Source organism: Arthrobacter sp. 01T414, assembly GCF_056398965.1.
In genome coordinates this window covers 33,914-47,534 of record NZ_JBFTQK010000003.1, presented here as the reverse complement: position 1 = coordinate 47,534, position 13,621 = coordinate 33,914, and the positions used below count along the sequence as shown (strand labels likewise).

General features: G+C 68.3%; 12 protein-coding genes. 10 read left to right on the top strand and 2 right to left on the bottom strand.

The genetic code is table 11. The features are described from left to right. Positions 1-120: 120 nt before the first annotated feature. A complete protein-coding gene (locus AC1DK9_RS08725) occupies positions 121-594 on the bottom strand; it encodes an Lrp/AsnC family transcriptional regulator (protein ID WP_476861651.1) in 474 nt (157 codons plus the stop codon). Between the two features lie 196 nt (positions 595-790). Between AC1DK9_RS08725 and pdhA the strand changes: the two genes are divergently transcribed. From pdhA to AC1DK9_RS08710, 3 genes are read left to right on the top strand one after another with little or no spacing between them, the layout of a single operon-like run. Beyond that, positions 791-1,969: a pyruvate dehydrogenase (acetyl-transferring) E1 component subunit alpha gene (gene pdhA, locus AC1DK9_RS08720; protein ID WP_476915665.1), complete on the top strand. Its 1,179-nt coding sequence runs from the start codon at positions 791-793 to the stop codon at positions 1,967-1,969. Continuing rightward, the gene (locus tag AC1DK9_RS08715; RefSeq protein WP_476861649.1) at positions 1,969-2,979 is read left to right on the top strand and encodes an alpha-ketoacid dehydrogenase subunit beta; all 1,011 of its coding nucleotides are present in this window, start codon (positions 1,969-1,971) and stop codon (positions 2,977-2,979) included. The genes pdhA and AC1DK9_RS08715 overlap by 1 nt, the downstream gene beginning before the upstream one ends. Further along, a complete protein-coding gene (locus tag AC1DK9_RS08710) occupies positions 2,976-4,394 on the top strand; it encodes a dihydrolipoamide acetyltransferase family protein (RefSeq protein WP_476915664.1) in 1,419 nt (472 codons plus the stop codon). Before AC1DK9_RS08715 ends, AC1DK9_RS08710 begins: the two co-directional genes overlap by 4 nt. A gap of 137 nt (positions 4,395-4,531) precedes the next feature. Here AC1DK9_RS08710 and AC1DK9_RS08705 read toward each other — a convergent pair whose 3' ends face one another. After that, positions 4,532-5,209 (bottom strand): SACE_7040 family transcriptional regulator, encoded by a 678-nt coding sequence (locus AC1DK9_RS08705; RefSeq protein WP_476915827.1) that lies wholly within the window; start codon positions 5,207-5,209, stop codon positions 4,532-4,534. A gap of 111 nt (positions 5,210-5,320) precedes the next feature. Between AC1DK9_RS08705 and AC1DK9_RS08700 the strand changes: the two genes are divergently transcribed. Genes AC1DK9_RS08700 through AC1DK9_RS08670 form a run of 7 tightly spaced genes read left to right on the top strand, consistent with a single transcriptional unit; the run spans position 5,321 to position 13,380 of the window. Continuing rightward, complete coding sequence (locus tag AC1DK9_RS08700; RefSeq protein WP_476915663.1) at positions 5,321-6,928, top strand: carboxyl transferase domain-containing protein; 1,608 nt, start codon at positions 5,321-5,323, stop codon at positions 6,926-6,928. Between the two features lie 8 nt (positions 6,929-6,936). Further along, entirely contained in the window at positions 6,937-9,141 is a 2,205-nt protein-coding gene (locus tag AC1DK9_RS08695) for an acetyl/propionyl/methylcrotonyl-CoA carboxylase subunit alpha (RefSeq protein WP_476915662.1), read from the top strand. Positions 9,142-9,196: 55 nt separating this feature from the next. Next, the gene (locus tag AC1DK9_RS08690; RefSeq protein WP_476915661.1) at positions 9,197-10,360 is read left to right on the top strand and encodes an acyl-CoA dehydrogenase family protein; all 1,164 of its coding nucleotides are present in this window, start codon (positions 9,197-9,199) and stop codon (positions 10,358-10,360) included. 20 nt (positions 10,361-10,380) lie between these two features. Continuing rightward, entirely contained in the window at positions 10,381-11,160 is a 780-nt protein-coding gene (locus AC1DK9_RS08685; protein WP_476861643.1) for a CoA transferase subunit A, read from the top strand. 2 nt (positions 11,161-11,162) lie between these two features. Further along, entirely contained in the window at positions 11,163-11,924 is a 762-nt protein-coding gene (locus tag AC1DK9_RS08680; protein ID WP_476915660.1) for a CoA transferase subunit B, read from the top strand. Beyond that, positions 11,921-12,550, top strand: a complete 630-nt coding sequence (locus tag AC1DK9_RS08675; protein WP_476915659.1) for a MaoC family dehydratase — start codon at positions 11,921-11,923, stop codon at positions 12,548-12,550. The genes AC1DK9_RS08680 and AC1DK9_RS08675 overlap by 4 nt, the downstream gene beginning before the upstream one ends. Next, on the top strand, positions 12,547-13,380 hold the full coding sequence (locus AC1DK9_RS08670) for an HpcH/HpaI aldolase/citrate lyase family protein (RefSeq protein WP_476861640.1): 834 nt from the start codon (positions 12,547-12,549) through the stop codon (positions 13,378-13,380). Before AC1DK9_RS08675 ends, AC1DK9_RS08670 begins: the two co-directional genes overlap by 4 nt. Positions 13,381-13,621 lie beyond the last annotated feature (241 nt).

Below are 13,621 nucleotides of genomic sequence, written 5' to 3'. Positions count from 1 at the left end.
CGCAGCGACAGCGGGCCGGCCCGGCAGGCTAGGCCAGAGAGGCGGAGCCCCCGTGCAACAGCACGGGGGCTCCGCCTCTTCTTCGTTGGCTGGCAACACGGCGCGGCCGGCCCCGGCGGCTCAGGTATCCGCGGAGCCGCGTTCCAGCAGCGGCTGGATCCGGAAGGGGATCAGTTCGCCCATGGCCAGGGCGGTGTCGGTGCGGTCCACGCCGTCGCAGGCGAGGATCTTGCCGTTGATCCGGAACAAATCCTCGGCGTCGAGCGCGACCACCCGGAGCAACAGGTCCGCCGAGCCGGTGAGTCCGTAACCCTCCAGGATCTCCGGGATGCCTGCCAGTTCCACGGCCAGCTGGCCGAGTTTCTGCTGCTGCACGTGCACCGAGATGAACGCCATCAGGGGGTAGCCCAGCGCCGCCGGGTTGATCCGCCGCTCGAAGGACAGGAAGACGTGCTTTTTCTCCAGCTGCGACATGCGGGCCTGCACCGTATTGCGGGACAAGCCCAGCTTTTGCGCCAGGGCCACCACGGTGCGGCGGGGATCCCGTGCCATGGCCGAAAGTAGGCGGGTGTCTGTGCCATCCAAGGGTTGCATAATGCGCAAGGTTAGCACGGTCACGAACGCCCAAGCTGTGCATAATGCTCAATTTTTTTGAGGGTGGTTGTACCCAATGGCACTTGTGAGTAGGGTCACAATTATCCGGGGCAACGGCGCCCGGGTGGCCGTCGCGCGCAGGGATCACGAGTCCCGCGGGCAGGGTCAGACGACGTCAGAAGGTTGCGGACAAACTGTGTTTACCGACGACGCGGGCAAGGGCGGCATTGCCGCTGGCGGCCCCGGGAACAGTGCAGAATCAAACAGGCGCTCGGGCGGGGATCTCGTCCAGCTCATCACCCCGGGGGGTGAACGTGTAAGCCATCCGGAGTTCGACTCCTGGGTCCAGGACGTCAGCGACGAACAGCTCGCCTCGCTCTATCAGGACATGGTCGCCATCCGCCGGATTGACGCCGAAGCCACCGCCCTGCAGCGCCAGGGCGAGCTCGCGCTGTGGCCGCCGCTGCTTGGCCAGGAAGCGTCCCAGATCGGCTCAGCCCGTGCGCTCCGCGACGACGACTTCGTCTTCCCCAGCTACCGGGACAACGGCGTCGCCTACGTCCGGGGTGTGCAGCCGGCGGACATCGTCAAGGCCTGGCGCGGCAACGCCCTTGCCGGCTGGGATCCCTACACCGTGAACGTGGCGACGCAGCAGATCATCATTGGCGCCCAGTCGCTGCACGCCACCGGCTACGCGATGGGCATCCAGAACGACGGCGCCGATTCGGTGGCCGTGGCCTACTTCGGCGACGGCGCCACCAGCGAGGGCGACGTCAACGAGGCCATGGTCTTCGCGGCGAGCTTCCAGGCCCCGGTGGTGTTCTTCTGCCAGAACAACCACTGGGCCATCTCCGAACCCGTCATGCTGCAGTCCCACATCCAGATCGCGGACCGTGCCTCCGGCTTCGGCATTCCCAGCATGCGCGTGGACGGCAACGACGTGCTGGCCGTCATGGCCGCCACCCGGATCGCCATCGACCGCGCCCGCCACGGCGGCGGACCCACCTTCATTGAGGCCGTCACCTACCGGATGGGCCCGCACACGACGGCGGATGACCCCACCCGCTACCGCGACGCCAACGAACTTGAGGACTGGGCCGCCAAGGACCCGATCGCGAGGCTCAAGACCCTGCTCGAGCGCAAGGGCCTGCTCACCGCCGAACTCGAAGCCGCCGTCGCCGCCAACGCCGACGCCGTGGCCAAGGAACTGCGTTCCGGCACCATCAACATGCCCGAACCGCAGCCGCTGGACATCTTCAAGCACGTGTACAGCACGCCGAACTCCTGGCTGGAACGCCAGCAGGACCACTACACCCGTTACCTGGCTTCCTTCGGCGATCCCGCAGAGGCCGCTTCCGAAGAAGGTGCACGCTGATGACACAGATGACCTTTGCCCGAGCCATTAATTCGGGCCTGCGCAAGTCCCTCGAAAACGATCCCAAGGTGATCCTCATGGGAGAGGACATCGGCACCCTCGGCGGCGTCTTCCGCGTCACCGACGGCCTGCAAAAAGATTTTGGAAAGCACCGCGTGGTGGACACGCCGCTGGCCGAATCCGGAATCCTCGGCACCGCCGTCGGCCTCGCCTACCGCGGCTACCGGCCCGTGGTGGAGATCCAGTTCGACGGCTTCATCTACCCGGCATTCGACCAGATCGTCAGCCAGGTCGCCAAGATGCACTACCGCACCCAGGGTGCGGTCAAGATGCCCATCACCATCCGCGTGCCCTTCGGCGGCGGCATCGGCTCGCCCGAACACCACTCCGAGTCGCCCGAGGCCTACTTCACCCACACCTCGGGCCTGCGCGTAGTCAGTGTCTCGAACCCGCAGGACGCCCACACCGTGATCCAGCAGGCCATCGCCTCGGACGACCCGGTGCTCTACTTCGAACCCAAGCGCCGCTACCACGACAAGGGGGAAGTGGATGAGTCGCTCGACCTCGCCGCCGCCCTGTCGATGGAGAAGGCACGCGTGGTCACCGAGGGTACCGACGTGACCCTGGTGGCCTACGGACCGCTCGTGAAGACCGCCCGCGACGCCGCCCTCGCCGCCGCCGACGAAGGCGTCTCCATCGAGGTCATCGACCTGCGCTCGCTGGCCCCGCTGGACTTCGCCACCCTGGAAGCCTCGGTACGGAAGACCGGACGGCTCGTCATCACGCACGAGGCCAGCCAGTCCGGCGGCCTCGGCGCGGAAGTCGCGGCCAGCATCACCGAACGCTGCTTCTACCACCTCGAAGCCGCGCCCGTCCGGGTGACCGGCTTCGACGTCCCGTACCCGTACTCAAAGCTTGAAATGCACCACCTGCCGGGCCTGGACAGGATCCTCGACGGCGTCGACCGGGCCCTGGGCCGCCCCAACTCCCTTAGCGGGCTGGAAGGATGACCGCCACCATGATCAAGGAATTCCGGCTCCCGGACCTCGGCGAAGGCCTGACGGAATCAGAAATCGTCGCGTGGAAAGTCGGCGTCGGGGACACCGTCACGCTCAACCAGATCATCGCCGAGGTGGAAACCGCCAAGGCTGTCGTCGAACTGCCCTCGCCGTTCGCCGGCGTCGTCACCGCCCTGCATGAGCAGCCGGGCACGGTCGTTGAGGTCGGCAAGCCGATCGTGTCCTTCGAGATCGAGGGCGACGACGGCGGGGAGGCCGGGGAAGCTCCCGCCAAGCGCGAGCCGAACCTGGTTGGCTACGGCGCCGTGCTGGAAGGCTCTGGCCGTCCGGCCCGCCGCGCCCGCAGCTTTGCCGCAGCGCCGGCGCCAGCTGCGCAGGCGCCCGCCGTCGCCCCGGCCGAGGCGCCCGTGTCGGCGCAGGTCACGGCGCAGGTCACGGCGCCCGTCCCGGCGGCCGTGCCCCAGGCCCCGGCGCCCGCCGCTGCCGGCAGCGCCGAACGGCCGCGCTCCACGCCGCCGGTGCGCAAGCTGGCCAAGGACCTCGGCGTCGACCTCGCAGCGATCACCGGCACGGGGGAGCGGGGCCTCATCACCCGCGACGACGTGCGGAACTTCGTTGGCGGCGGCGACCTTCCGGTGGCGCCGCAGGAACTGGCCGGCGGCCAGGCCGCTGCCCCGGGAATTGCCCGGTCGGCGGTTCCGGGCGAGCGGGAAACCCGGACCCCGATCAAGGGCGTGCGGAAGTTCACCGCCGCGGCCATGGTCTCCAGCGCCTTCACCGCTCCGCACGTCACCGAATTCCTGACTCTCGACGTCACGCCCACCATGGAACTGCTGGCGAGGCTCAAGGCCAGCCGGACGTTCGCGGGCTACAAGCTGACGCCGCTGACGCTGGTGTCCAAGGCCGTGCTGATCGCGCTGCGCAACCATCCGACGCTCAACGCCCGGTGGGACGAAGCCAACCAGGAGATCGTCCAGTTCAACTACGTCAACCTTGGCATCGCGGCCGCAACGCCGCGCGGGCTGACCGTCCCGAATATCAAGGACGCGGACCGGATGTCCCTGCTGGAGCTGTCCACCGCGCTGACCGAGCTGACCGACACCGCGCGGACGGGCAAAACCGCTCCGGCTGATCTATCCGGCGGGACCATCTCCATCACGAACATCGGCGTCTTCGGCATTGACGCCGGCACGCCCATCCTCAACCCCGGCGAGGCCGCCATCCTGGCGCTCGGCGCGGTGCGGAAGATGCCGTGGGAGTACCAGGACGAGGTGGCGCTGCGCCAGGTCATGACGCTGAGCCTGTCCTTCGACCACCGGCTGGTCGACGGCGAGCAGGGCTCCCGCTTCCTCCAGGACCTTGGCGCCATCCTTGCCGATCCCGGCATGGCCCTGGCCATGGTTTAGACGCAGCAAGGTCAAAGGCCGGGCATCCATCCACATGATGGGTGCCCGGCCTTTGCCGTGCGGGGGCACTTTGATGGCGGGGCTCGTCGTCGGACTCGCAGCTGACGGCGGGTGCCGCGTTATGGGAGTGGCGTCGGTCAGCCGAGCGGGCGGGGAGCCGCCGGTGCCGTCAGGGCAGCCAGGGCCATGCTCTCCAGCAGCGGCCGGGCCCGCTTCAGCGCCATCCGGCGGCCGTGGTTCCGGACCGAGTGCGGGGTGGAGTTGATCAGGCCGAAGGTGGCATGTGCCCGCATCCGGAGCTCGGCCGGATCGGTGTCCGGATGCACGCCGGCCAGCACGTCCACCCAGAGCTCAACGTAGCTGCGCTGCAGGGCGCGGACCTCTGCCTCGTCGTCGTCGTCGAGGTTGCTGAAGTCCTGGTCCTGGACCCGGATGACGTCGGCGTTGCTGAGGGCGAAGTCGACGTGGAACTCGACCAGCCCGGCCAGTGCCGCGGCGGCGCCGTCGGAGCCGGCCACCACGCTGCGCCCGCCCTCCAGCAGGTCCTGGCTGACGCTGAGCAGCAGCGCGCCCAGAACTGCCTGCTTGCCCGCGAAGTGGCGGTAGACGGCGGGACCGCTGACCCCCGCCGCGGCCCCCAGGTCCTCAAGCGAAACGCGGTTGAAGCCGTCGGCGGCGAAGAGGGCGGCGGCCGCGGTGAGCAGCGCCTTCCGGCGGTTCTCCTTGGCCTGGCTTCGCTGGGTTGTCTGGCTGGACTCGGTCACCGGCGCGTCCCTCTCGACTGTTCTGTGTTGAAGCTGCCCTGTGTTGGACATCACAGTTAATAGAGACTAACCTAAATCTCAGTTATGCGGCACTAACCGAAATGCCCCAACGGAAATGTCCAGGACAAGCGCCGGCACCACGGCCGAGGATGGAAGCAGTCAATGGAGACAATCGCCAGCCAGCTGGACGTTGCCAGCGCCGGCTACGCCGCGAACCGCGAAGCGCAGCTCGGCCTGGCCCGGGAGCTGAAGGACCGCCTCGCCGTCGCGGCGCTGGGCGGGCCGGAGAAGTCCCGGGAACGGCACGTAGCACGCGGCAAGCTCCTGCCGCGGGAACGGATCGACCGGCTGCTCGACGACGGCAGCCCCTTCCTCGAGATTGCCCCGCTCGCAGCCAACGGCATGTACAACGACGAATCGCCCGGCGCCGGTGTGATTGCCGGGATCGGCCTGGTCCACGGCCGCCAGGTCCTGGTCATTTCCAACGACGCCACGGTCAAGGGCGGCACCTATTACCCGATGACCGTCAAGAAGCACCTCCGGGCGCAGGAAATCGCTCTGGAAAACCGGCTGCCCTGCATCTACCTCGTGGACTCGGGCGGAGCCTTCCTGCCCAAGCAGGACGAGGTCTTCCCGGACAAGGAGCACTTCGGCCGGATCTTCTTCAACCAGGCGAAGATGTCCGCGGCTAGGATCCCGCAGATCGCCTCCGTGATGGGCTCCTGCACCGCCGGCGGCGCCTATGTGCCGGCGATGAGCGACGAGACCGTAATCGTCCGCAACCAGGGCACGATCTTCCTCGGCGGCCCGCCGCTGGTGAAGGCGGCGATCGGCGAGATCGTCACGGCCGAGGAGCTCGGCGGCGGCGAGGTGCACTCGAAGATCTCCGGTGTCACCGACCATCTGGCCGAGAACGACGAGCACGCCCTGCAGATCGTCCGCGACATCGTCTCCACCCTGCCGAAGCCGGCAGCCCCGGCCTGGGACGTGGACACCGTCGTCGAGCCGCTGGCTGACGAAGGCGAGCTGTACGGTGCCGTCCCCACAGACGTGAACGCCCAATACGACGTCCGCGAGGTCATCGCCCGGCTGGTCGATGGCAGCCGCTTCCACGAGTTCAAGAAGAACTACGGCACCACCCTGGTCACCGGCTTCGCGAAACTGCACGGCCACCCGGTGGGCATCGTGGCCAACAACGGCGTGCTGTTCAGCGAATCCTCGCTCAAGGGCGCGCACTTCATCGAACTCTGCGACCAGCGCGGCATCCCGCTGATCTTCCTGCAGAACCTCTCCGGCTTCATGGTCGGCAAGGACTACGAGCAGGGCGGCATCGCCAAGAACGGCGCCAAGATGGTCACCGCCGTCGCCACGGCGCGCGTGCCCAAGCTGACCGTGGTGATCGGCGGCTCCTTCGGCGCCGGCAACTATTCCATGTGCGGCCGGGCCTACTCGCCGCGCTTCCTCTGGATGTGGCCGGCCTCCCGGATCTCGGTGATGGGCGGGAACCAGGCCTCCAGCGTGCTCGCCACCGTCAAGCGGGACCAGTACGAGGCCCGCGGCGAGGAATGGTCCGCCGCGGACGAGGAAGCCTTCAAGGCCCCGATCAAGCAGCAGTACGAGGACCAGGGCAGCCCCTACTATTCCACCGCCCGCCTCTGGGACGACGGCGTGATCGACCCCGCGGACACCCGCACCGTCCTGGGACTGGCGCTCGACGTCGTCTCCCGCACCCCGCTGCCGGAGACCTCCTTCGGCCTCTTCCGGATGTGAGCCCCGCTGTGACTGTTACTTCCACACCCACCGTTTCGACCCCCGCGCCGCTCTTCGGCACCGTCCTGGTCGCCAACCGCGGCGAGATCGCCTGCCGCGTGATCCGCACCCTGCGTGCCTTGGGCATCCGTTCGGTCGCCGTTTACTCCGACGCCGACGACGACGCCCGCCACGTGCGGGAGGCCGATGTCGCCGTCCGGATCGGTCCCGCGGCCGCCACCGAGAGCTACCTCAAGATCGAGGCCATCATCCAGGCCTGCCGCGACACCGGCGCCGAAGCCGTGCACCCGGGCTACGGCTTCCTGAGCGAAAACGTTGAGTTCGCCCGCGCCCTGGAGCAGGCCGGCATCACGTTCATCGGCCCCGGCGTCGAATCCCTGAACGTGATGGGCGACAAGATCCGCTCCAAGAACCACGTCACCGGCTACGGCGTCCCGGTGGTCCCGGGTATCGCCGAACCCGGCATGAGCGATGCGCAGCTGATCGAGGCGGCGGCCGGCGTCGGCTATCCGCTGCTGATCAAGCCCTCCGCCGGCGGCGGCGGCAAGGGCATGCACGTTGTCGAACGGCCCGAGGACCTGGCGGACACCCTCGCCACGGCCCGCCGGGTCGCGGCCAGCGCCTTCGGTGACGACACGCTGTTCCTGGAACGGCTCGTCACCACCCCGCGGCACATCGAGGTTCAGGTGCTGGCGGACAACCACGGCAACGTCATCCACCTGGGCGAGCGCGAGTGCTCCCTGCAGCGCCGCCACCAGAAGGTCATCGAGGAAGCGCCGTCGCCGCTGCTGGAGTCCCTCCCCGACGGGGCGGACATCCGTGCCCGGATCGGCGAGGCTGCTTGCAACGCCGCACGCAGCGTCAACTACAGCGGCGCCGGCACCGTGGAGTTCCTGGTCTCCGACAACGCCCCGGACGAGTTCTTCTTCATGGAGATGAACACCCGCCTGCAGGTCGAGCACCCGGTTACCGAGATGGTCACCGGCATCGACCTGGTCGAATGGCAGGTCCGCATCGCGGCCGGTGAAGAACTCACCGTGACGCAGGACGACGTCGTGCTCACCGGGCACTCGGTGGAAGCCCGCGTCTATGCGGAGGTGCCGGAGAAGAACTTCCTGCCGTCCGGGGGAGAGGTCCTGCTGCTCGACGAGCGCGGCACGATCTTCACGGCGCTGGATGACCTGGATTCCTTCACCCCGGCCGCCGCGGACCCGGACATCCGGATCGATTCCTCGTTGATCACGGGTCTCGAGATCTCCAGCGACTACGACCCCATGCTGGCCAAGGTGATCGCCCGCGGCAAGGACCGCGCGGCCGCGCTGGACCGGCTCGACACGGCCCTCACCCGGTACACCGTTCTGGGGGTGGACACCAACGTCGAATACCTGCGGATGCTGATCAACGACGCCGACGTCCGCGCCGGCCGGCTCGACACCGGCCTGATCGAACGCAAGATGCCTGGCTTCGCATTCCGCCGCATCGGCGACAACGAACTCATCGCCGCGGCCATGCCCTTCTGGGTCCTCGCCGGGGGCCCGGAAACGGTGGGGTCCCCCTGGGACACCACCCGGGGCTGGCGCCTGGGCGCGCCCGCGGCGTGGACCATGAGCTTCGGCACACCGGGCGGCGGGGTCTCCGAGGTGGCCGTGACCTGGCTCGAGAATATCGACCTCGGCCGTGCCCGGGTGCGGGTCGACGGCGGGCCCGAGCATGACGTGACGGTCATTGGGATGGCCAGCGACAACATTTTCCTTGAGATCGACGGCGGGGAATTCCGGTTCGCCCACACGCTGTCCGGGCAGGATTATCCGCGGGAGAACCTGCCGGAGTCTGTCTATCTCGGCAACGAGGGCTGGTCTTGCCGGCTCGAGCCGCTCACCCGCGAGGCCCGGCTCGCCCGGGTGCTCGCCGCCGTCGAACGCGAGGAAGGCGCCGCCGACCCCGCGGTGCGCTCGCCGATGCCCGGCACGGTGGTGTCGGTCTCGGTAGCTAACGGCGACACCGTGACGGCCGGCCAGGTCCTGCTTTCGGTCGAGGCGATGAAGATGGAACACCAGCTCGTCGCACCGCTGGACGGCACCGTCCACATCAGCGCAGGCGCCGGGGACCTCGTCAAAGCCGACCAGGTCCTCGCCACCATTCACCCCGCCGAACCTTCAAAAGCCGAGGACACCGTCGAAGAATCCGTCATCGCCATGGGCGCGGCGGAGTAGCAAGCCACAACGTCAGCACCACACCAGAACAGCCACCAGACACAGGAGTCACCCCATGCCGGATTTTGAACTCAGCGAGGACTACCAGGACCTCAGCGATACCGTCCGCGAATTCGCCGACCAGGTGGTGGCTCCGGTCTCCGCCAAGCACGACGAAGAGCACAGCTTCCCCTACGAGGTCGTCTCCCAGATGGCGGACATGGGCCTCTTTGGCCTGCCGTTCCCGGAAGAGTCCGGCGGCATGGGCGGGGACTACTTCGCCCTGGCCCTGGCGCTCGAGCAGCTCGGCCGGGTGGACCAGTCGGTCGCGATCACCCTGGAGGCCGGCGTCTCGCTCGGCGCCATGCCGATCCACCGCTTCGGCAACGAGGCGCAGAAGGAGGAATGGCTGCCGCTGCTGGCCTCCGGAAAGGCGCTCGCCGGCTTCGGCCTGACCGAGCCCGAGGCCGGCTCCGACGCCGGCGGAACCAAGACCACCGCCCGGCTCGAGGGCGGTGAATGGGTGATCAACGGCAACAAGGCGTTCATCACCAACTCCGGCACCGACATCACCAAACTCGTCACCGTCACCGCGGTGACCGGCCAGGAGGAACGCCCCGACGGCAGCATCAAGAAGGAAATCTCCACCATCCTGGTGCCCACCGACACGCCCGGCTTCACGGCCGAAAAGGCCTACAACAAGGTCGGCTGGAACGCCTCGGACACCCACCCGCTGACGCTGGACGACGTCCGGGTACCGGAGGCCAACCTGCTCGGCACCCGCGGCCGCGGCTACGCCAACTTCCTGTCCATCCTCGACGAGGGCCGGATCGCCATCGCCGCGCTCGCCGTCGGCGCCGCACAGGGCTGCGTGGACCAGTCGGTCAAATACGCCAAGGAGCGCAGCGCGTTCGGCCAGAACATCGGCAAGTACCAGGCCATCGCGTTCAAGATCGCCCGGATGGAGGCGCGCGCCCACACCGCCCGCCTGGCCTACTACGACGCGRCTGCCCGGATGCTCGCCGGCAAGCCGTTCAAGACCCAGGCCGCCATCGCTAAGATGATCGCAGGCGAGGCAGCCATGGACAACGCGCGGGACGCCACCCAGGTGTTCGGCGGCTATGGCTTCATCAACGAGTTCACCGTGGCGCGCCACTACCGCGACTCCAAGATCCTTGAAGTCGGCGAGGGCACCACGGAGGTCCAGCTGATGCTGATCGCCCGCGAACTGGGACTGTAGCCGGCCGGAAGGATCCCCAGATGATCAACAAAGTTGTTGCCAGCGCCGCCGAGGCCGTCGCGGACATCCACGACGGCGCCTCCCTCGCCGTCGGCGGGTTCGGGCTGTGCGGCATACCGGTGGCCCTGATCGACGCCCTGCACGCGGGCGGCGCAACCCAGCTGGAAACCGTGAGCAACAACTGCGGCGTGGACGACTGGGGGCTCGGCATCCTGCTCAAGGACGGCCGGATCCGCCGCACCATCAGCTCCTACGTGGGGGAGAACAAGGAATTCGCCCGCCAATACCTTGCCGGCGAGCTCGAGGTGGTCCTCACCCCGCAGGGCACGCTGGCCGAGAAGCTGCGTGCCGGCGGGGCCGGCATCCCCGCCTTCTACACGCCCGCCGGCGTCGGGACCCAGGTCTCCGACGGCGGGCTGCCGCAGAAGTACGACGCCGACGGGAACGTCGCGATCGCCTCGGCGGCCAAGGAAGTCCGCAGCTTCCACGGCGCCGACTATGTGCTGGAGGAGGCCCTGACCCCGGACTTCGGCCTAGTGCACGCGTGGAAGGGCGACCGGCACGGCAACCTGGTCTTCCACGCCACGGCGATGAACTTCAACCCGCTCTGCGCTATGGCCGGACGGATCACCATCGCCGAAGTCGAGGAGCTCGTGGAGCCGGGGGAGCTGGACCCGGAGCACGTCCACGTCCCGGGGATCTTCGTCCAGCGGGTGGTCCTCGCGCCGCAGGCGGAAAAACGGATTGAAAAGCGCACGGTCGCGGTCACCGCGGCCCCCACCGAGCAGGCAGGAGCGTAGCCGTGGAGACGAACGACGCGCAGGGCGCGCCGCCCCGGCCCGAGGCGGTCCGGCACGAATACCGGCGTTCCGCCGTCGAGCACGTCGGCGGCGCCCACGGTAAAGGCTGGACGCGCAACGAACTGGCCGCCAGGGTGGCGCAGGAACTGCATAACGGCCAGTACGTGAACCTCGGCATCGGCATGCCCACCCTGATCCCGAATTACATTCCGGCCGGCGTCGAGGTGGTGCTGCACTCGGAGAACGGCATCCTCGGGGTCGGGCCTTACCCGGCGGAGGACCAGGTGGACCCTGACCTGATCAACGCGGGCAAGGAAACCGTCACCGTCAACAAGGGGGCCGCCTTCTTCGACTCCGCCGCCTCCTTCGGCATGATCCGCGGCGGCCACGTCGACGTGGCGGTGCTGGGGGCCATGGAAGTCGCCCAAAACGGCGACCTCGCCAACTGGATGATCCCCGGCAAGATGGTGAAGGGCATGGGCGGGGCGATGGACCTTGTCTTTGGCGCCAAGAAGGTCATCGTGATGATGGATCACGTGGACCGCAACGGCATCCCCAAGATCGTGGAAAAGTGCACGCTGCCGCTTACCGGCAAAGGCTGCGTCGACCGGATCATCACCGACCTTGCCGTGATCGACGTTGTGACCGAAGGTGGCAAATCCCGGCTCGTGCTGCGGGAGCTCGCCCCCGATGTCACCGCGGAGGACGTGGCCGCGGCCACCGGTGCCGAACTTTTCGAGGAAGACCAGGAACTGACCGTATGACAACGAATGCAGTGCCCGGCTCCGGAACCGGCCACCGGGTGATTGAACAGCGCGGCCTCTACTTCGACGAACTCGAAGAAGGCGTGCTCTACGCGCACCGCCCGGGCCGGACCGTGACCGAGACGGACAACGTCCTGTTCACCACCATGACCATGAACACCCAGGCGCTGCACCTCGACGCTGCGTGGAGCGCCGGGCAGCCGTTCGGGCAGCGGCTGATGAACTCCATGTTCACGCTCGCCACCCTGGTGGGCCAGTCCGTCCCGCAGCTGACCCAGGGCACCATCATTGCCCAGCTGGGACTGACGGATGTGTCCTTCCCGCACCCGCTTTACCACGGGGACACGCTGTATACGGAGACCGAGGTGACCGGCAAACGGCTGTCCTCCTCCCGGCCCGGCCAGGGAATCGTGACCATGCGGCACACCGGACGGAATCAGGACGGTGTGGTGGTGGCGCTGGCCACGCGCAGCTGCCTGATGTGGACCCGCGAGGCGCATGCCGCGCAGGAGGGGGCGCAGGAGCCGGGCTCGGCGCATCCGGGTTCGCAGGAGCCGGGGCGGCAGGCGCGCTCGCCGCAGGCGGGGCGGCAGGAACCGGCCGAAAAGGGGACAATCGAAGCATGAGTTTCCTGATGGGCCCCGCCCTGCTGTTTTGCCCTGCCGACCGGCCCGAACGGTACCAGAAGGCGGCCGAGCGCTCCGACGCCGTGATCGTGGACCTTGAGGACGCCGTCGCGCCCGCGGACAAGCAGCGCGCCCGCGGCGCCATCCTCGCCCAGCTGGGCTCCGCCGGTGACGTTCCGGAGCTCGACCCCAGCCGCACGATTGTCCGGATCAACCCCGCCGGCACGGAAGAATTCGAAAAGGACCTGCACTGCCTCAAGCACACCCCGTACCGGCACGTGATGCTGGCGAAGGCCGAGAGCGCCGCCCAGCTCAAGGAGCTTGAGGGCTACAGCGTGATCGCCCTGTGCGAGACGGCCGCTGGCATTGTCAACGCCGCCGAGATCGCCGCGGAGCCCAACGTCGTCGGCCTGATGTGGGGCGCCGAAGACCTGCTCGCCTCGCTTGGCGGCACCTCCAGCCGCAACGACGACGGCGGCTACCGCGCCGTGGCACTGCACGCCCGCTCCACGGTGCTGCTCGCCGCCCGCGCCTTCGGCAAGGACGCGATCGACTCCGTTTACGTCAACATTCCCGACCTAGACGGCCTCGCCGCCGAGTCCCGGGACGCCGTGGCCTCCGGCTTCGGTTCCAAGGCCTGCATTCACCCGAACCAGGTGGCAGTGGTCCGGGAAGCCTACGCCCCGTCCGAGTCCGACGTCGCCGCGGCCACCGAACTGCTGGCCGCCGCTGCCTCCGCCGGCACGGGCGTGTTCCAGTACCAGGGCAAGATGATTGACGGGCCGATCCTCAAGCACGCCGAGGCCACCCTCCGCCGCGCGGGCCGCTAGGACTCCGAGGGGCTCGTTGCCCGGGCACCGTGGTGGGTGCGCGGGCCGGGGCGTCTTTGGCGGCGCCGCGGTTGTCGTGGGCCCAGGCCTCGTCGATTAGCCAAAAATGGCCGCTATGACACGCCCATTGCGGCCATCTGTGGCGAATTACGGATCTGGCGGGCCACATCTTGGTGCCAGGACCGAGCCGCGGGGTGTCCCGGCGGCCACGGGGTGTAACAACGACCGCCGTGGGCCCAGG